This window comes from Pseudomonas sp. GM30, from assembly GCF_000282275.2.
In the GTDB taxonomy this organism is placed as follows: Bacteria; Pseudomonadota; Gammaproteobacteria; order Pseudomonadales; family Pseudomonadaceae; genus Aquipseudomonas.
The window spans coordinates 80124-96686 of sequence record NZ_AKJP02000009.1; the positions used below are offsets into that span (position 1 = coordinate 80124).

Here is a 16563-nt window from a genome sequence, read left to right on the forward strand (position 1 = left end):
ACAACAAAAACAACATTCGACGATGCACTTTGAGGACTACAACAATGATTATTTACGGTGTGGCGCTGCTGGCGATCTGTACGCTGGCAGGGGTGATCATGGGTGACATGCTCGGCGTGTTGCTGGGCGTCAAATCCAACGTCGGCGGGGTCGGCATCGCCATGATCCTGTTGATCTGCGCACGGTTGTGGATGCAGAAGCGCGGCGGCATGACCAAGGATTGCGAAATGGGCGTCGGCTTCTGGGGCGCGATGTACATTCCGGTGGTGGTGGCGATGGCCGCGCAACAGAACGTCGTCACCGCCCTGCACGGCGGCCCGGTGGCGGTGCTGGCGGCCATCGGTTCGGTGCTGGTCTGTGGCTGCACGATTGCCTTGATCAGCCGTACCCACAAGGGCGAACCGCTGCCCGACGAACCGGCGGAAGTGACCCCGGTCGGCACCCCGGTAGGAGGTCGCTGACATGTGGGCACTCATTGAAAACGGTCTGGAACACAACGGCCTGATCACCGCGTTCGCTTTCGTCGGCGTGATCATGTGGGTTTCGGTGATTCTCTCGAAACGCCTGACCTTCGGGCGTATTCACGGCTCGGCGATTGCCATCGTCATCGGTCTGGTGCTGGCCTGGGTCGGCGGCACTATGACGGGCGGCCAGAAAGGCCTGGCGGATCTGACGCTGTTCTCCGGCATCGGCCTGATGGGCGGGGCGATGCTGCGGGATTTCGCGATTGTTGCCACCGCGTTCGAAGTGCAGGCGACCGAAGCGAAGAAGGCCGGGTTGATTGGCGTGATCGCGCTGCTGCTCGGCACGGTGCTGCCGTTCATTGTCGGCGCGTGCATGGCCTGGGCTTTCGGTTATCGCGATGCGGTGAGCATGACCACCATCGGCGCCGGTGCGGTGACCTACATTGTCGGCCCGGTGACCGGCGCGGCGATTGGCGCGACTTCGGATGTGATGGCGCTGTCGATTGCCACCGGGTTGATCAAGGCGATTCTGGTGATGGTCGGTACGCCGGTCGCGGCGCGCTGGATGGGCCTGGATAACCCACGCTCGGCGATGGTGTTCGGTGGTCTGGCCGGGACGGTGAGCGGGGTGACCGCGGGGCTGGCGGCGACGGATCGGCGGTGGGTGCCTTATGGGGCGTTGACGGCGACGTTCCACACCGGGCTTGGCTGTTTGCTCGGGCCTTCGCTGTTGTTCTTCATTGTTCGCGGGATTGTTGGCTAAATCCGGAATTTCAGTTGTCTGCGCTGACGCCTTCGCGAGCAAGCTCGCTCCCACACTTGGAATGCATTCTCCTGTGGGAGCGAGCTTGCTCGCGAAGGGCGCAACTCGGTTTCAGATCTGCCGATTGGCATACATCCGACACTCCGCCAACAACGCCAGCAGATTCGGATCACGCTCCTTGGCCTTCAAGAACACCACCCCAATGTGCTGCTGTAACCGGTACTTCTCCTGCAACGGAATCAGCTTCACGCGGTTCTCGTACACCGCTGCAATCCTTCCTGGCAGCAATGCATAACCCACCCCCGAGCTGACCATGCTCAACAGGGTGAAGATGTCGTTGACCTGCATCGCCACCTTCGGCTCGAACCCCGCCTGCTTGAACACCCGAATGCCGTCTTGATGCGTAGCGAAGCCCTGGGTCAGGGTGATGAAGGTTTCGTCGCGCACTTCAGCCAGATCGACTTCCTGACGCTGGGCGAATCTTGAATCTGCCGGCGTGGCGAGGAAAATGTCATCGGAGAACAGCGGGATCTGCTCGCAGTCCGGGTCGCTGACCGTGTCGTCCAGCGACACCAGAATCGCGTCGACTTCCATGTTCTTCAGCTTGTACAGCAGGTCGATATTCGAGCCGAGAATCAGGTCGATGTTGAGTTCGCTGCGGCGCAGCTTCAGGCCCATGATCAACTGCGGTACGGTCTTCACCGTCAGCGAATACAGCGAACCGAGCTTGAAGCGTTCAGCGGAGAACCCGGCTGCTTCGCGGGTCAGGCGCACGCTTTCGACCACGTCCTGAATCAGCTTCTGCGCGCGCTCTTCGAGCACGTAGGCGCTTTCCAGTGGCGTCAGGTTGCGCCCTTCATGCTTGAACAGCGGGCAGCGCAGTGCGCTTTCCAGCGAATGGATCGCCCGGTGCACGCTGACATTGCTGGTCTGCAACTCGGCAGCGGCGCGCGCCAGATTGCCGGTGCGCATGAAGGCGAGGAACACCTCGAGTTTTTTCAGGGTCAATTCTTCGTCGATCAGCATGGCGCGGACTCTTTTTAGAATGCGTCGATTGTGCCTTGAAGATCAAAAGATCGCAGCCTTCGGCAGCTCCTACCTGTGGAATGCGATCTTCCTGTAGGAGCTGCCGAAGGCTGCGATCTTTTGATCCTGGCTTTGAACAGAAACATTGCGCTTTTACGCTCAAGGCCCGAGCCTTGCGCGTTGCGGTAACGAATCTTGAGGTGAGCGACACATGTATCACGGGGAAAAACTCAACGCCTGGACGCACCTGGTCGGGGCCGTGGCCGCGTTTATCGGCGGCGTGTGGATGCTGGTGATTGCCAGCCTCGACGGCAGTCCGTGGAAGATTGTCAGCGTGGCGATCTACGCTTTTACCTTGCTGGTGCTCTACAGCGCCTCGACCGTGTACCACAGCGTGCGCGGGCGCAAGAAAGCGATCATGAAGAAGGTCGATCACTTTTCGATCTACCTGCTGATCGCCGGCAGCTACACGCCGTTCTGTCTGGTGACGCTGCGCGGGCCGTGGGGCTGGACGTTGTTCGGGATTGTCTGGGGGCTGGCGCTGATCGGCATTTTGCAGGAGATCAAGCCACGCTCGGAGGCGCGGATCCTGTCGATCGTGATCTACGCGGTGATGGGCTGGATCGTGCTGGTGGCGGTCAAGCCGTTGATTGCTGCTTTGGGCACGGCAGGCTTTGCCTGGCTGGCGTCGGGCGGGGTGCTGTACACCGTGGGCATCATCTTCTTTGCCCTGGATCACCGGTTACGGCATGCGCACGGCATCTGGCATCTGTTTGTGATCGCCGGGAGTCTGCTGCACTTTGTGGCGATTCTGTTTTACGTCCTTTAGAACATCACAAATCCTGTGGGAGCGGGCTTGCCCGCGATGACGGACTGTCAGTCACTCATGTGTTGATGGGGCCACCGCAATCGCTGGCAAGCCAGCTCCCACAGGGACCAGGGTTTGCAGTTGTATCTGCGCGCGTCTGCTGAATATCTGCAACAAGTCGCCGAGGGTATGCGGTGGCGGTTCGGTGGCGCGGGTCACTGCGTACAACGTGATCGGCAAGGGCGGCGCCAACGGGCGGATTACGGTGCTGGTCGGCGAAGCACCGAGTGCCGTGAAAGGGTCGATTACCGCCACGCCAGCCCCGGACTCCACCATCGCCCGCGCCAGCGAATACGTCTGCACGGCGATCCGCACGCGAGGCGGTGGCTCGACCGCTTCCAAGTAGCTGTCGAGTCGGGCAGCCAGTGGGTCGGCGCTGGACAGCCCGATCAGCGGCGCTCCCGCCAACGCCATCAGCGGCAACGGCTGACCGGCGTCTTTCTCCGGCCAGTAACCTTTCGGCGCCAGCGCCACCAACACGCCCGATGCCAATGCCTGCGCCTTCAACCCTGGATGATCCGGCAACTGCAACGTCAGGGCCACGTCCACTTCGCGCATCAGCAGGTTCTGCATCAACTCGCGGCTGTGGGCACTGGACAGTTCGCAGGCGATGTCCGGGAACTGTGCCGTCCATTGCCGGATCGCCGGTGGCAGCAACGACAGGGCCAGCGCCGGAGTCGCGCCGATCCGCAGGCTGTGGCCGGGTTCACGGCGCAGGCTCTGTGCCAGGCGCCGCACGCCTTGCAGACTTTCCGTGACCTTGTCGACTTCGCGCTCCAGCTCCAGCGCTTCCGGGGTCGCCTGCAATTTACCGCGCACCCGCAGAAACAACGGAAAGCCCAACTGCTGCTCGGCGTGCTGCAGCACTTTGGTCACCGCTGGTTGCGAGACGTGCAGCAATTGCGCAGCGGCGCTGACCGAGCCGGTCTGGCGAATGGCCTGGAAAATCTCGATGTGGCGAATGCGCATGGCGAGTCCATAACCTTTGTTTATAAGTCTGGCATCTTTATTCATTGTTCGGCGCCTGTCACCTCACCCTAACCTCAGCCTCGTCTTCACATAGAAATAAGGACGGACATGGCTCAGCGTGTGTGCATCATCGGCGGCGGCGTGATCGGGTTGGCAACGGCCTATGCGCTGGTGCGCGACGGTTTCGAAGTGACAGTGGTCGAGGCGCGGCAGTCGCTGGGCAGCGAAACCAGCTTCGCCAACGGCGGCCAGTTGTCCTACCGCTATGTGGCGCCGCTGGCCGATGCCGGCGTGCCGTTGCAGGCGATCGGCTGGATTCTGCGCGGCGACTCACCGCTCAAGCTGCGCCCGCGTCTGGACGCGGCGCAGTGGCGCTGGATGGCGTCGTTTCTCGCCGCCTGCCGCACCTCGGTCAACCGCGAAAACGCGGCGCATCTGTTGCGTCTGGCGCTGTTCAGCCAGAGCACGCTGAAACGCTGGCGCGAGGATGACGGACTCACCGGTTTCAACTGGCGGCGCAACGGCAAACTGGTGACCTTCCGCAATGCCGCCAGCTTCGACCATGCGCGCAAGGGCCTGGCCGATCCTCAGCAACAACAGGTGTTGTCCGCCACCGAATGTGCGCAACTGGAACCGGCATTGACCAAGGCGCCGTTTGTGGGCGCGATCTACACGCCGGATGAAGAAGTCGGCGATTGTCACGGTTTCTGCCAACAGTTGGCGGCGCGATTGAAGGCGTCGGGCCGCTGCGAGTTTCGCCTTGGTCAGGCAGTAACCGGTATTCGCCACAGCCACGGCACCGTCACGGCCATTGAACTTGGCGACGAAATTCTGATGGTCGACCAACTGGTGATCGCCGCCGGGCACCGAAGCTCTTTGCTGGCGCTGCCCGGCCTGCACGTGCCGCTGTATCCGCTGAAGGGCTACAGCCTGACCGTGCCCATCGGCAACGGGCATCGGGCGCCGGACGTGAGCATCACCGACTACGACCGCAAGATCGTCTACGCGCGCATCGGCGAACAGTTACGGGTGGCAGCGATGGTCGACATCGTCGGGTTCGACCCGGCGGTAGATCCCGAACGGCTGGCACTGATCAAGCGCCAGGCCTGCGACACCTTTCCCGATGCCGGCAATTACGACGCAGCTGTGGAGTGGGCGGGCATGCGCCCGGCCACTCCCACCGGCGTACCGCTGCTGGGCGCCACGGCGTATCACAATCTGTGGCTCAACCTCGGCCATGGCGCGCTCGGTTTCACCCTGGCCTGCGGCAGCGGGCAGTTGCTCAGCGAACTGATTGGCCAGCAACGCCCCTCAATTGATCTGCACGGCTTCAATCCCCATGCGGCGTGACGGATTCTGCTAAAACACCCCAACCACAACGGAGAATAACAATGCAAAAAATCACGTTGCTCGGCTGCACACTGGCGCTGTTCATCGGCGCCCAGGCACAGGCCAATGAAGTGCCGCTGACCGGCGCGCTTGGCAAGATCGCCAGCACCAACAGCATCACCCTGGGCTATCGCGATGCGTCGGTGCCGTTCTCGTATGTGGGCGATCACACCGGGCAGCCGATGGGGTATTCGGTGGAGCTGGCGGGCAAGATTGTCGAGCGGATCAAGCAGCAACTGGCGTTGCCGGAGCTGAAGGTGAAGTACAACCTGGTGACGTCGCAGACGCGGATTCCGCTGGTGCAGAACGGCACGGTTGATCTTGAGTGCGGCTCCACCGGGGTGACGGCCGAGCGGCAGAAACAGGTCGCGTTCTCCTACGGTTTCATCTACGTCAAAGGGCAGTTGCTGACCGCAAAGGACAGCGGCATCCACAGCTTCGATGACCTGCGCGGCAAGAACGTGGTGACCACCGCCGGCACCACCAACGAGCGCTATCTGAAGAGCTACAACCTCGACCACAAGCTGAACATGTTCGTGATCAGCGCCAAGGATCACGGCGAGGCGTTCCAGATGCTGCAGTCGGGACGGGCAGCGGCCTTCTACATGGACGACGCATTGCTCTACGGCGAGCGGGCCAAGGCGCGGGATCCGCACAACTGGGTCGTGGTGGGGGAGGAACAATCGCGGGAAATCTACAGCTGCATGGTGCGCAAGGATGATCCGCAATTCCTCGCGCTGGTGAACGGCGCGCTGGCCGATCTGTACAGCTCGGGGGAGATCAACGGGATTTACCGTAAGTGGTTCGAACAGCCGATCCCGCCGAAAGGCTTGAACCTTGAGTTCCCGATGACCAGCGAACTCAAGGCAATCATCGCCAAACCGATCAGTGATCCGGTGCAGTGACGGGTTAGAAATCACCCCAAAGCTGCTGGGCCACCGCCAGTGCAACCACCGGCGCGGTCTCGGTGCGCAAGACCCGCGGCCCAAGGCGTGCGGCGTGGAAACCGTTGGCCTTGGCTTGCTCGACTTCGGCGTCGGACAAACCACCTTCAGGCCCGATCAGAAACGCCAGTGTCGCCGGTCTGGCATGGCTCACCAGCGGCTCGGCCACCGGGTGCAGCACCAGTTTTAGCTCGGCTTCGCTTTGCTTCAGCCAGTCGGTCAGCAGCACCGGCGGATGAATCACCGGCACCCGCGAGCGACCGCACTGCTCGCAAGCGCTGATCGCCACCTGACGCCAGTGCAGCAGGCGTTTGTCGGCGCGTTCGTCCTTCAGGCGGACTTCGCAGCGGTCGCTGAAGATCGGGGTGATTTCCGTCACGCCCAGCTCGGTGGCTTTCTGGATCGCCCAGTCCATGCGCTCGCCCCGGGACAGGCCCTGGCCGAGGTGGATCTGCAGCGGCGATTCGATCTGCCCGGCGAACTGCTCGTCGATCTGCACGACGACGCGTTTCTTGCCGACTTCCACCAGCGCGCCGCGAAACTCATGGCCGGAGCCGTCGAACAACTGCACCGCATCGCCCTCGGCCATGCGCAGCACGCGGCTGATGTAATGCGCCTGGGCTTCCGGCAGTTCGTGTTCGCCGGTGCTCAGGGGGGCGTCGATAAAGAAGCGGGACAGTCTCATGGTGGGTCTCTAAAAATTGGCACGTATTGGCTGTAGTGCAGAGCTTTGTGGTGAGGGGATTTATCCCCGATCGGCTGCGCAGCAGTCGTGAAATCATGGAGCGCGGTTATTCTGAATCACCGCGATTGCTGATTTGGGGTGGCTTCGCCACCCATCGGGGATGAATCCCCTCGCCACAGGGTTCTTCTCTAACCTTTGATGGAAATCAGCCCGGATCACGGAAACCGGGGTGGAAATCTTTCGGCACCGCCACGCTGACGCTGTCACGGGTGGCGATGTCGATGCCTTCGCTGGCGACTTCGGCGAGGAAGTCGATCTGCTCCGGGGTAATCACGTACGGCGGCAGGAAGTACACCACGCTGCCCAGCGGGCGCAGCAACGCGCCACGCTCCAGCGCATGCTGGAACACCTTCAGGCCACGACGTTCCTGCCAAGGGTAGGCCTCTTTGGTGGCTTTATCCTTGACCATTTCGATCGCCAGCACCATGCCGGTCTGCCGCACTTCGCTGACATTCGGGTGATCGACCAGGTGCGCAGTGGCCGAGGCCATGCGCCGGGCCAGTGCCTGGTTGTTCTCGATGACGTTGTCCTGCTCGAAGATATCCAGGGTCGCCAGCGCCGCCGCACAGGCCAGCGGGTTGCCGGTGTAGCTGTGCGAGTGGAGGAAGGCGCGCAGGGTCGGGTAGTCGTCGTAGAAGGCGCTGTAGACCTCGTCGGTGGTCAGGCACGCCGCCAGTGGCAGGTAGCCGCCGGTCAGGGCCTTGGACAGGCAGAGGAAATCCGGGCGGATGCCGGCCTGTTCACAGGCGAACATGGTGCCGGTGCGGCCGAAGCCGACGGCGATTTCGTCGTGGATCAGGTGCACGCCATAGCGGTCGCAGGCCTCGCGCAGCAGCTTGAGGTACACCGGGTGATACATGCGCATGCCGCCGGCGCCCTGAATCAACGGCTCGACGATGACTGCCGCCACGCTGTCATGATGTTCTGCCAAGGTTTGTTCCATGGCGGCGAACAGGTTGCGTGAATGCTCTTCCCAGCTCATGCCTTCGGGGCGCAGGTAGCAATCGGGGCTGGGCACCTTGATGGTGTCCATCAGCAGCGCTTTGTAGGTTTCGGTGAACAGCGGCACGTCGCCGACCGCCATCGCCGCCATGGTTTCGCCGTGGTAGCTGTTGGTCAGGGTGACGAAGCGTTTCTTGTTCGGCTGGCCGCGGTTGAGCCAGTAGTGAAAGCTCATTTTCAGCGCGACTTCGATGCAGGACGAACCGTTATCAGCGTAGAACACCCGGTTCAGGCCCTCGGGCGTCATTTTCACCAGACGCTCGGACAGTTCGATCACCGGTTGATGGCTGAAACCGGCGAGAATCACGTGTTCCAGCTGATCGACCTGATCCTTGATGCGCTGGTTGATGCGCGGGTTGGCGTGGCCGAACACGTTGACCCACCAGGAGCTGACGGCGTCGAGGTAGCGCTTGCCTTCGAAGTCTTCGAGCCAGACGCCTTCGCCGCGTTTGATCGGGATCAGCGGCAGCTGTTCGTGGTCTTTCATCTGGGTGCAGGGATGCCACAGCACCGCGAGGTCGCGTTGCATCCACTGGTTATTCAGGCCCATTTACAGTCTCCTCGAGGCGGCTCGCGTCAGGCGCGGGCAAACAATCGCGCAAGCCTATGCAATGCATCGCGCCGGGACAACCCATTGCGTCGATTGAGCTACTTTGTATGGGCCGATAGACGTCGCTGGCGGCGTTTTGATGGCTGACGTATTCTTCGCGGTTCTTTGGGTCGTCTGACCCGCAAAACTGCTTTTTCCTACGTGTATTTCCGGAGTTCGCTGAATGTCTGTCGGTTGGCTGCGCGCCTGTGCGCTGGTGATGTTGGGGCTGTTCAGCGTTACGGCGCTGGCCAAGGATAAAACCGCAATCGTGATCGGCGGCGGCCTGTCGGGCCTGACCGCAGCTTACGAGCTGCAAAACAAGGGCTGGCAGGTCACGCTGCTCGAAGCCAAGCCGAGCCTGGGCGGTCGCTCGGGCATGGCCACCAGCGAGTGGATCGGCAACGACAAGACCCAGCCGGTGCTGAACAAGTACGTCTCGACCTTCAAGCTGAGCACCACGCCGGCCCCTGAATTCGTGCGGACCCCGGGATATCTGATCGACGGCGAGTATTTTTCCGCTGCTGATCTGGCGACCAAGCAGCCGGCCACCGCCGATGCCTTGAAGCGCTACCAGAAAACCCTCGACGATCTGGCACGCTCGATCGACGACCCGCAGAACCCGGCCGCGACCAACACGCTGCATGCGCTGGACCAGATCAACGTGTCGAGCTGGCTCGACAAGCAGAATCTGCCGGCCACCGCGCGTCAGTTGATCAACCAGGACATCCGCACCCATTACGACGAGCCTTCGCGTCTGTCGCTGCTGTATTTCGCCCAGCAGAACCGCGTGTATCGCGGCGTCTCCGACCGTGACCTGCGCGCCTCGCGTCTGGTCGGCGGCAGCCAGGTGCTGGCCCAGGCGTTCGTCAAACAGATCAAGACCATCAAGACCAACTCGCCGGTTTCCGCGATCACTCAGGACAAGGATGGCGTGACCGTCAAGGTCGGCAGTGTTGGCTATCAGGCTGACTACGTGGTGCTGGCCGTGCCGCTGCGTGCGCTGAACAAAATTGCGCTGACCCCGGCGCTGGACGCTCAGCACCTGGCCGCGATCAAGGGCACAAACTACGGCTGGCGCGACCAGATCATGCTCAAGTTCAAGACGCCGGTGTGGGAAAGCAAGGCGCGCATGTCCGGCGAGATCTACAGCAACGCCGGTCTGGGCATGCTCTGGATCGAGCCGGCGCTGAAGGGCGGCGCCAACGTGGTGATCAACCTCTCCGGCGACAACGCCCGTGTGATGCAGGCGTTCGGCGACAAGCAGATGGTCGATCAGGTGCTGATCCGCCTGCACGCGTTTTATCCACAGGCCCGTGGCTCTTTCACCGGCTATGAAATCCGCCGCTACAGCACCGACCCGTCGATGGGCGGCGCCTACCTGGCTTACGGCCCGGGCCAGATCAGCAAGTTCTGGCGCATGTGGGAACGTCCGTTGCAACGCGTAACGTTTGCTGGCGAGCACACTGACACCTTGTACCCGGGCACCCTGGAAGGCGCGCTGCGCACCGGTCAGCGTGCGGCCAGTCAGGTTGAAGACCTGGCGGCCGGCAAGTCGTTTGAGCCGGTCAAAGTGGTTCCGGCCGCAGCAGCGGCAGGCGCGGCGGGTGCCGTGGCGGCGAAGAAGGGCAACTTCTTCAGCAACCTGTTTGGCGGTTCGGATGACGAGAAGAAGCCAGAGCCAGTGAAGGCACCTGAGCCGGCTCCAGCGCCAGCGGCTCCAGCGCCTGTACCGGCTCCAGCCCCTGCGCCAGCTCCGGTGGAAGCGCCGAAACCAGTCGCTCCGGTGAAGGCCGAGCCGGCGAAGAAAGCAGCGGCCAAGCCTGCGGCGAAGAAGCCTGCAGCGAAAACCGAGGCGAAGAAGGCCCCGGCCAAGCCTGCGGCGAAAAAGGCTGAACCGGCGAAGAAGCCTGCGGCGAAACCTGCTGCTGCTCCGGCTCCAGCAGCAAGCACCGACAGCAAAGCGCAGTAAGGCTTTGCGGTGAATGAAAAAGCGCGGCTTGCAGGCCGCGCTTTTTTTTGGCCTGCCAAACCGCCTTCGCGAGCAAGCTCGCTCCCACATTATTCGACCGTGATCCCTCAGCTGGAATGCGATCCCCTGTGGGAGCGAGCTTGCTCGCGAAGAGGCCGGTTCAGGCAGCACTGACTTTGGATCTGTACCCAGTATCCTGCCCCACACTTTCCCCCGTTAATCTTTCCTTAACTACCATGTTCAAGACTCTTGATCGTATTTCTCGATCTTTCAAAGCGAAATTTTCCGCTTTAATTCGATAGATAACTCGCTAGTCTTGGTTCGCAGTTCTCACAGGATTTGGGCAATGCAGCTACGTAACTCTGCTTCACGCTATGGTTGGGTCAGCATCTTCATGCACTGGGGCGTGGCGCTGGCGGTCTACGGACTGTTCGCGCTGGGTCTGTGGATGGTGGGGCTGGATTACTACAGCAGCTGGCGCAAAGACGCGCCGGATCTGCACAAGAGCATCGGTCTGGTGCTGCTGGGTGTGATGGTGTTGCGGGTGTTGTGGCGCTTTATCAGCCCACCGCCACCGACGCTGCAAAGCTACAGCCGCATGACCCGCATCGGCGCCAAATTCGGCCACGGGTTTCTGTACGTCGGGCTGTTCGCTGTGATGCTTGCCGGTTACCTGATTTCCACCGCAGACGGTGTCGGGATCCCGGTGTTTGGCCTGTTTGAAGTTCCTGCACTGGTTTCCGGGCTACCGGATCAGGCAGATACCGCTGGGGTGATTCATCTCTGGCTGGCATGGGCGCTGGTAATTTTTTCCGGTCTCCATGCGTTGGCAGCATTGAAGCACCACTTTATCGATCGTGATGCGACCCTCACTCGAATGCTCGGTCGCAAAGCCTGAAATTCAACCTCGACTCAAAGGAAAAGAAAGCATGTTGAAAAAGACTCTGGCCGCTCTGGCAATCGGTACGGCCGTACTGTCCGCGAACGTGATGGCTGCTGATTACACCGTCGACAAGGAAGGCCAGCACGCTTTCGTCGACTTCAAGATCAGCCACCTGGGCTACAGCTTCATCACCGGTACCTTCAAGGACATCGACGGCAAGTTCAGCTTTGACGCCGCCAAGCCTGAAGACAGCAAAATCGAATTCAACGTGAAAACCGCCAGCGTGTTCACCAACCACGCCGAGCGCGACAAGCACATCTCCAGCAAAGACTTCCTGGACGTGGGCAAATACGCTGACGCCAAGTTCGTCTCCACCAGCGTCAAATCCACCGGCAAGAACGCTGCTGGCAAAGACACTGCAGACGTGACCGGCGACCTGACCCTGCACGGCGTGACCAAGCCAATCGTGGTCAAGGCCGTGTTCCTGGGTGAAGGCAAGGATCCATGGGGCGGCTACCGTGCCGGCTTCGAAGGCACCACCAGCATCAAGCGCTCTGATTTCGGCAAGATGATGGACCTGGGTCCACAGTCCGACAACGTCGATCTGTACATCTCGTTTGAAGGTGTGAAAGCGAAGTAATTTTCGCAGCCATACAAAAACGCCCCCGGTCGAAAGGCCGGGGCGTTTTTTTTGCCTGCTACACGCACACATCCACCCTGTGGTACGGGCTTTTGTGGCGAGGGGATTTATCCCCGATGGGTCGCGCAGCGGCCCCATCACCGTCAACAGAGGGGTATCAGGCATACCGCGTTGAATGGTTTGGCGACTGCTTCGCAGCCGATCGGGGATAAATCCCCTCTCCACAGTGTTGGGTCTACACAGGGGGATATGCGGTGATTCCGGGATATTCGTGACGGCATAAAAAATGCCCCGGCTCTTTCGGGCCGGGGCATTTTTCAGGGCAGCGATAACTCAGCGATTGCGGGTCAGCAAGGCTGGTTTTTCACCGCGCGGGCGGGTCGGCAGTTGATCGAGCTGCTCAGGCGTCGGGAAGCGGTCTGCCTTGGACTCCTTGTGCATGATCTTCGGCCCGGTGCTGCGCGGGTTCTGCACGGCCGGTTCGGCGCGTTGCTGATCGTCGCGAGCCGGGCGGCGGTTGCGCGAGGACTCGTCACGACGGCCCTGGCCATCACGCGGAGCACCGTTGCGCGGGCCGCTGCGTTTGCCCGGTGGGGTACCGGTGCTCGAACCGTTGCTGTTGCGCGGACCGTTCTGGCGACCCTGCGACTGACCGCCACGAGGGGCGCCTGCGCCTGCACCTTGTGCCGGTGCACCCGGACGGCGACCACGGCCGCCAGCCGGGGCGGCTTTCGGCACGTAATCCACGCGGTTACCGAAGTTGTCGATATCGTCGTCGAGGAACTCGTCCGGTGCACGATCAGCCGCCGCGCGTGGTGGCTGGCTCGGACGCTGTTCGCGGGCCGGGGTGCCTTCACGTGGTTTCTGCTGACGGGCAGGGCGCTCGCCGCGTTCGCCGGCGGGTTTTTCCTTGCCCTTGTCTTTGCCTTTGTCCTTGCGGCCGCCGCCACCACCGCCGCCATTCGGGCCGTCGCCACGCGGGCCACGGGAGTTGCGCGGGTTGCGCATGTCCGGACGCTCACGGGCTTCCGGCTTCTCGGCTTCAATAGTGCTCGAATCGAAGCCCATCAGGTCGCCGTCGGCGATTTTCTGCTTGGTCATGCGTTCGATGCTTTTCAGCAGTTTTTCTTCGTCCGGGGCCACCAGCGAGATCGCCTCGCCCGAACGACCGGCGCGGCCAGTACGGCCGATACGGTGCACGTAGTCTTCATCGACGTTCGGCAGTTCGAAGTTGACCACGTGTGGCAACTGATCGATGTCCAGACCGCGCGCGGCGATGTCGGTCGCGACCAGAATGCGCACTTCACCGGCCTTGAAGTCGGCCAGGGCTTTGGTGCGGGCGTTCTGGCTCTTGTTGCCGTGGATCGCCACAGCCGGCAGGCCGTGTTTGTCCAGGTACTCGGCCAGACGGTTGGCGCCGTGCTTGGTGCGGGTGAACACCAGTACCTGTTCCCAGGCGCCGGCGGTGATCAGGTGCGCCAGCAGGGCACGCTTGTGGCTGGCCGGCAGACGGAACACGCGTTGCTCGATGCGCTCGACCGTGGTGTTCGGCGGGGTGACTTCGATGCGTTCCGGGTTGTGCAGCAGTTTGCCGGCAAGATCGGTGATGTCTTTGGAGAACGTCGCCGAGAACAGCAGGTTCTGCCGCTTGGCCGGCAGACGCGCGAGGACTTTCTTCACGTCGTGCACAAAACCCATGTCGAGCATGCGGTCGGCTTCGTCGAGGACGAGGATTTCGACGTGGGACAGATCGACGCTGCCTTGGCCTGCGAGGTCGAGCAGGCGACCCGGGCAGGCGACGAGCACGTCAACGCCACGGGACATGGCCTGGACTTGCGGGTTCATGCCGACGCCGCCGAAGATGCAGGCGCTGACGAATTTCAGGTCACGGGCGTAGATCTTGAAGCTCTCGTGAACCTGGGCCGCGAGTTCGCGGGTCGGGGTCAGGACCAGCACGCGCGGTTGGCGCGGGCCATGACGCTGGGATTTGTCCGGATGACCGTTGGGGAACAACCGCTCCAGGATCGGAAGGGCGAAACCGCCGGTTTTACCGGTACCTGTCTGTGCCGCAACCATCAGGTCGCGACCTTGCAACACGGCGGGAATGGCCCGCTGTTGCACCGGAGTAGGCTCGGTATAGCCCGCATCTTCGATGGCACGGACTAAAGCCTCGGAGAGACCGAGGGAAGCAAAGGACATGAGTAATCCTGTTTTAGTTAGGGCTTGGCCCAATGGGAGTCTTGCCTGGCGCGAATCGCGTTTAAGAGGACGCGACCCCGTCCGGTCCTGCTGCGGTTCCGAAGGCACGTCAGGAGCGCTCGCGCGGGCTGAAAGCTGCGCTGTAGCGGGTCGAGAGGCCTGTTACGGTTCCGGGCGTCCGGGCGTGAGCCTGGCGGGAACGCCGGAGTATAACAGAGCAATCACTGCGCGCTGCTTTCCTGCTGCTCAACGGTTTTGCGGCTGGCTGAGGCGTTGCCCAGCGGAGCGGTATCGGCAGGGGCGGCGCCATAGCGGGCGCTGAGCTCGGCGTAGGCCGGTTCGCGCTTGAAACGCTTGAGCTCGGCACCGAAACGCGCCACCAGCAGATCCATCCCGGCATTGCGGCGAACCGCCAGATATTGGCTCTGGCGGCTGATAACCGTGGGGTTTTCGGTGATTTGATCGCGAATATTCAGCTGATCCAGCAAGTGCTGACCCACGCGGCGATCAGTGATCAGCAAGTCGATGCGTCCGCGCAGCAGTTTGCCGAAGTTGGCTTCGTGGGTCGGTGCCGGCTCGCGGGTGAACAGTGTCGACTGGCTGAAATCCGCGCTGTACAGATAGCCCGGCGAAGTGCCGATGGTCAGGCCTTTGAGGTCTTCGAGCTGGCGGAAAGGGTGGGGTCGGTCGTTGGCGTAGAACATCACGAACTCGACGTCCGACAGCGGTTCTATGGGATAGAGCAGGGTGGCGTCGCGCTCGTCGCTGTGAAAGATGTCCAGCGCGCCGTCAGCTTGACCGGTTTCGAGCATCGACAGGCAACGCTTCCATGGCAGGAACTGCCACTCGACCTCGATCCCCAGACGCTTGAACACAATGGCGGTGGTTTCGTAGTCCAGCCCGAGGTTCCTGCCATCCTCTTCGTAGACGTACGGTGCCCAAGGCTCGGTGACAATACGCAACTTCTCGCCCCGAGCGGCAAAGCTCAGGCAAGCAAAAACCAGCACCGTGAATAATTGCGCGATCAAAGGCATGGCTTGAGATTACGACGAGAAACGCGAAAGAGCCAGAAAGTGCCTGCACAAGCTCTAATTCGGGGATTCAAAAGCAAAAGATCGCAGCGACGACACCCCTGTAGGAGCTGCCGAAGGCTGCGATCTTTTGATCTTTCTTTTAACGCTTAGCGCGGCAACTTCAGGTTATTCCAGATCGCCAGACTAGGCTCAGCCTGGTTCATGGAATAGAAGTGCAGCCCCGGTGCGCCACCCTGCAGCAGGCGTTCGCACATTTCGCTGACAACTTGCTCGCCAAAACGCTGAATGCTCTGGCTGTCATCGCCGTAGGCTTCCAGTTGCTTGCGGATCCAGCGCGGGATTTCCGCGCCGCAGGCATCGGAGAACCGCGCCAGCTTGCTGTAGTTGGTGATCGGCATGATCCCCGGCACCACCGGAATGTCCACACCCACCGCCTGCAAGCGGTCGACGAAGTAGAAGTAGCTGTCGGCGTTGAAGAAGTACTGGGTGATCGCGCTGTCGGCGCCGGCGCGGGCCTTGCGCACGAAGTTGGCGAGATCGTCTTCGTAATTGCGCGCTTGCGGATGCATCTCCGGGTAAGCGGCAACTTCGATGTGGAAATGATCACCGGTTTCTTCACGAATGAATTCAACCAGTTCGTTGGCGTGACGCAGCTCGCCGCTGGTCATGCCCATGCCGGACGGCAGGTCGCCGCGCAGGGCCACGATGCGCTTGATGCCGGCAGCCTTGTACTCGTTCAGCAGGCCGCGCAGGTCGTCCTTGCTGTCGCCGACGCACGACAGGTGCGGGGCGGCCGGTACTTTGACTTCGCTTTCCAGTTGCAGGACGGTGTTGAGGGTGCGATCACGGGTCGAACCACCAGCGCCGTAGGTGCAGGAAAAGAAGTCGGGGTTGTACGTTGCCAGCTGACGGGCAACGTTGAGCAGTTTTTCATGCCCAGCATCGGTCTTGGTCGGGAAGAACTCGAAGCTGTAGCGACGGTCTTGGGACATGGTCATACCCTTGGAAACAAGAACCTTCGAGGCGCTGCAATCCTGTGTGGGAGCGAGCTTGCTCGCGAAAGCGACAGATCAGAC

Annotated in this window: 15 protein-coding genes; 8 read left to right on the forward strand and 7 right to left on the reverse strand. The window is 61.7% G+C overall.

What is annotated here, in order from left to right; all coding sequences use genetic code 11:
- Positions 1-44: 44 nt before the first annotated feature.
- Together madL and madM are read left to right on the forward strand one after the other, a co-directional pair.
- Positions 45-461: a malonate transporter subunit MadL gene (madL, locus tag PMI25_RS07040; protein ID WP_007964071.1), complete on the forward strand. Its 417-nt coding sequence runs from the start codon at positions 45-47 to the stop codon at positions 459-461.
- Between the two features lies 1 nt (position 462).
- A complete protein-coding gene (madM, locus tag PMI25_RS07045; RefSeq protein ID WP_007964069.1) occupies positions 463-1227 on the forward strand; it encodes a malonate transporter subunit MadM in 765 nt (254 codons plus the stop codon).
- 111 nt (positions 1228-1338) lie between these two features.
- Here the strand turns inward: madM and PMI25_RS07050 are convergent, their stop codons facing one another.
- Positions 1339-2253 carry a LysR family transcriptional regulator gene (locus PMI25_RS07050; RefSeq protein ID WP_007964066.1) on the reverse strand — a complete coding sequence of 305 codons (915 nt, stop codon included), beginning with the start codon at positions 2251-2253 and terminating at the stop codon, positions 1339-1341.
- A 211-nt stretch (positions 2254-2464) separates the two neighbouring features.
- On the opposite strand from PMI25_RS07050, the gene trhA reads away from it, so the two are divergent.
- Entirely contained in the window at positions 2465-3082 is a 618-nt protein-coding gene (gene trhA, locus PMI25_RS07055) for a PAQR family membrane homeostasis protein TrhA (protein ID WP_007964065.1), read from the forward strand.
- Positions 3083-3133: 51 nt separating this feature from the next.
- Here the strand turns inward: trhA and PMI25_RS07060 are convergent, their stop codons facing one another.
- Complete coding sequence (locus PMI25_RS07060; protein ID WP_007964063.1) at positions 3134-4090, reverse strand: LysR family transcriptional regulator; 957 nt, start codon at positions 4088-4090, stop codon at positions 3134-3136.
- 108 nt (positions 4091-4198) lie between these two features.
- Between PMI25_RS07060 and PMI25_RS07065 the strand changes: the two genes are divergently transcribed.
- Together PMI25_RS07065 and PMI25_RS07070 are read left to right on the forward strand one after the other, a co-directional pair.
- Positions 4199-5440: a D-amino acid dehydrogenase gene (locus PMI25_RS07065; protein ID WP_007964062.1), complete on the forward strand. Its 1242-nt coding sequence runs from the start codon at positions 4199-4201 to the stop codon at positions 5438-5440.
- Between the two features lie 41 nt (positions 5441-5481).
- Entirely contained in the window at positions 5482-6384 is a 903-nt protein-coding gene (locus tag PMI25_RS07070) for a transporter substrate-binding domain-containing protein (protein WP_007964061.1), read from the forward strand.
- Between the two features lie 4 nt (positions 6385-6388).
- On the opposite strand, the gene PMI25_RS07075 is transcribed toward PMI25_RS07070, so the two are convergent.
- On the reverse strand, positions 6389-7108 hold the full coding sequence (locus PMI25_RS07075) for a 16S rRNA (uracil(1498)-N(3))-methyltransferase (RefSeq protein WP_007964060.1): 720 nt from the start codon (positions 7106-7108) through the stop codon (positions 6389-6391).
- A 205-nt stretch (positions 7109-7313) separates the two neighbouring features.
- The gene (locus tag PMI25_RS07080) at positions 7314-8720 is read right to left on the reverse strand and encodes an adenosylmethionine--8-amino-7-oxononanoate transaminase (protein WP_024164438.1); all 1407 of its coding nucleotides are present in this window, start codon (positions 8718-8720) and stop codon (positions 7314-7316) included.
- 223 nt (positions 8721-8943) lie between these two features.
- Here PMI25_RS07080 and PMI25_RS07085 point away from each other — a divergent pair, with 223 nt between their 5' ends.
- From PMI25_RS07085 to PMI25_RS07095, 3 genes are all read left to right on the forward strand, one after another.
- On the forward strand, positions 8944-10731 hold the full coding sequence (locus PMI25_RS07085) for a flavin monoamine oxidase family protein (RefSeq protein WP_007962074.1): 1788 nt from the start codon (positions 8944-8946) through the stop codon (positions 10729-10731).
- Between the two features lie 346 nt (positions 10732-11077).
- A complete protein-coding gene (locus PMI25_RS07090; protein WP_007962073.1) occupies positions 11078-11629 on the forward strand; it encodes a cytochrome b in 552 nt (183 codons plus the stop codon).
- 31 nt (positions 11630-11660) lie between these two features.
- Positions 11661-12254: a YceI family protein gene (locus tag PMI25_RS07095; RefSeq protein ID WP_007962072.1), complete on the forward strand. Its 594-nt coding sequence runs from the start codon at positions 11661-11663 to the stop codon at positions 12252-12254.
- A 333-nt stretch (positions 12255-12587) separates the two neighbouring features.
- Here PMI25_RS07095 and PMI25_RS07100 read toward each other — a convergent pair whose 3' ends face one another.
- The 3 genes from PMI25_RS07100 to metF all read right to left on the reverse strand — a co-directional run bounded on the left by PMI25_RS07100 (position 12588) and on the right by metF (position 16479).
- Complete coding sequence (locus PMI25_RS07100; protein ID WP_007962071.1) at positions 12588-14453, reverse strand: DEAD/DEAH box helicase; 1866 nt, start codon at positions 14451-14453, stop codon at positions 12588-12590.
- Between the two features lie 221 nt (positions 14454-14674).
- Positions 14675-15487 carry a substrate-binding periplasmic protein gene (locus tag PMI25_RS07105; RefSeq protein ID WP_007962070.1) on the reverse strand — a complete coding sequence of 271 codons (813 nt, stop codon included), beginning with the start codon at positions 15485-15487 and terminating at the stop codon, positions 14675-14677.
- A gap of 146 nt (positions 15488-15633) precedes the next feature.
- Positions 15634-16479 (reverse strand): methylenetetrahydrofolate reductase [NAD(P)H], encoded by an 846-nt coding sequence (gene metF, locus PMI25_RS07110; RefSeq protein WP_024164439.1) that lies wholly within the window; start codon positions 16477-16479, stop codon positions 15634-15636.
- Between the last annotated feature and the right edge of the window lie 84 nt (positions 16480-16563).

What these genes read in the sequence shown, in the direction of transcription:
- madL (WP_007964071.1), top strand. Translation starts at nt 45, where the DNA reads ATGATTATTTACGGTGTGGCGCTGCTGGCGATCTGTACGCTGGCAGGG.
- madM (WP_007964069.1), top strand. Translation starts at nt 463, where the DNA reads ATGTGGGCACTCATTGAAAACGGTCTGGAACACAACGGCCTGATCACC.
- PMI25_RS07050 (WP_007964066.1), bottom strand. Translation starts at nt 2,253, where the DNA reads ATGCTGATCGACGAAGAATTGACCCTGAAAAAACTCGAGGTGTTCCTC.
- trhA (WP_007964065.1), top strand. Translation starts at nt 2,465, where the DNA reads ATGTATCACGGGGAAAAACTCAACGCCTGGACGCACCTGGTCGGGGCC.
- PMI25_RS07060 (WP_007964063.1), bottom strand. Translation starts at nt 4,090, where the DNA reads ATGCGCATTCGCCACATCGAGATTTTCCAGGCCATTCGCCAGACCGGC.
- PMI25_RS07065 (WP_007964062.1), top strand. Translation starts at nt 4,199, where the DNA reads ATGGCTCAGCGTGTGTGCATCATCGGCGGCGGCGTGATCGGGTTGGCA.
- PMI25_RS07070 (WP_007964061.1), top strand. Translation starts at nt 5,482, where the DNA reads ATGCAAAAAATCACGTTGCTCGGCTGCACACTGGCGCTGTTCATCGGC.
- PMI25_RS07075 (WP_007964060.1), bottom strand. Translation starts at nt 7,108, where the DNA reads ATGAGACTGTCCCGCTTCTTTATCGACGCCCCCCTGAGCACCGGCGAA.
- PMI25_RS07080 (WP_024164438.1), bottom strand. Translation starts at nt 8,720, where the DNA reads ATGGGCCTGAATAACCAGTGGATGCAACGCGACCTCGCGGTGCTGTGG.
- PMI25_RS07085 (WP_007962074.1), top strand. Translation starts at nt 8,944, where the DNA reads ATGTCTGTCGGTTGGCTGCGCGCCTGTGCGCTGGTGATGTTGGGGCTG.
- PMI25_RS07090 (WP_007962073.1), top strand. Translation starts at nt 11,078, where the DNA reads ATGCAGCTACGTAACTCTGCTTCACGCTATGGTTGGGTCAGCATCTTC.
- PMI25_RS07095 (WP_007962072.1), top strand. Translation starts at nt 11,661, where the DNA reads ATGTTGAAAAAGACTCTGGCCGCTCTGGCAATCGGTACGGCCGTACTG.
- PMI25_RS07100 (WP_007962071.1), bottom strand. Translation starts at nt 14,453, where the DNA reads ATGTCCTTTGCTTCCCTCGGTCTCTCCGAGGCTTTAGTCCGTGCCATC.
- PMI25_RS07105 (WP_007962070.1), bottom strand. Translation starts at nt 15,487, where the DNA reads ATGCCTTTGATCGCGCAATTATTCACGGTGCTGGTTTTTGCTTGCCTG.
- metF (WP_024164439.1), bottom strand. Translation starts at nt 16,479, where the DNA reads ATGTCCCAAGACCGTCGCTACAGCTTCGAGTTCTTCCCGACCAAGACC.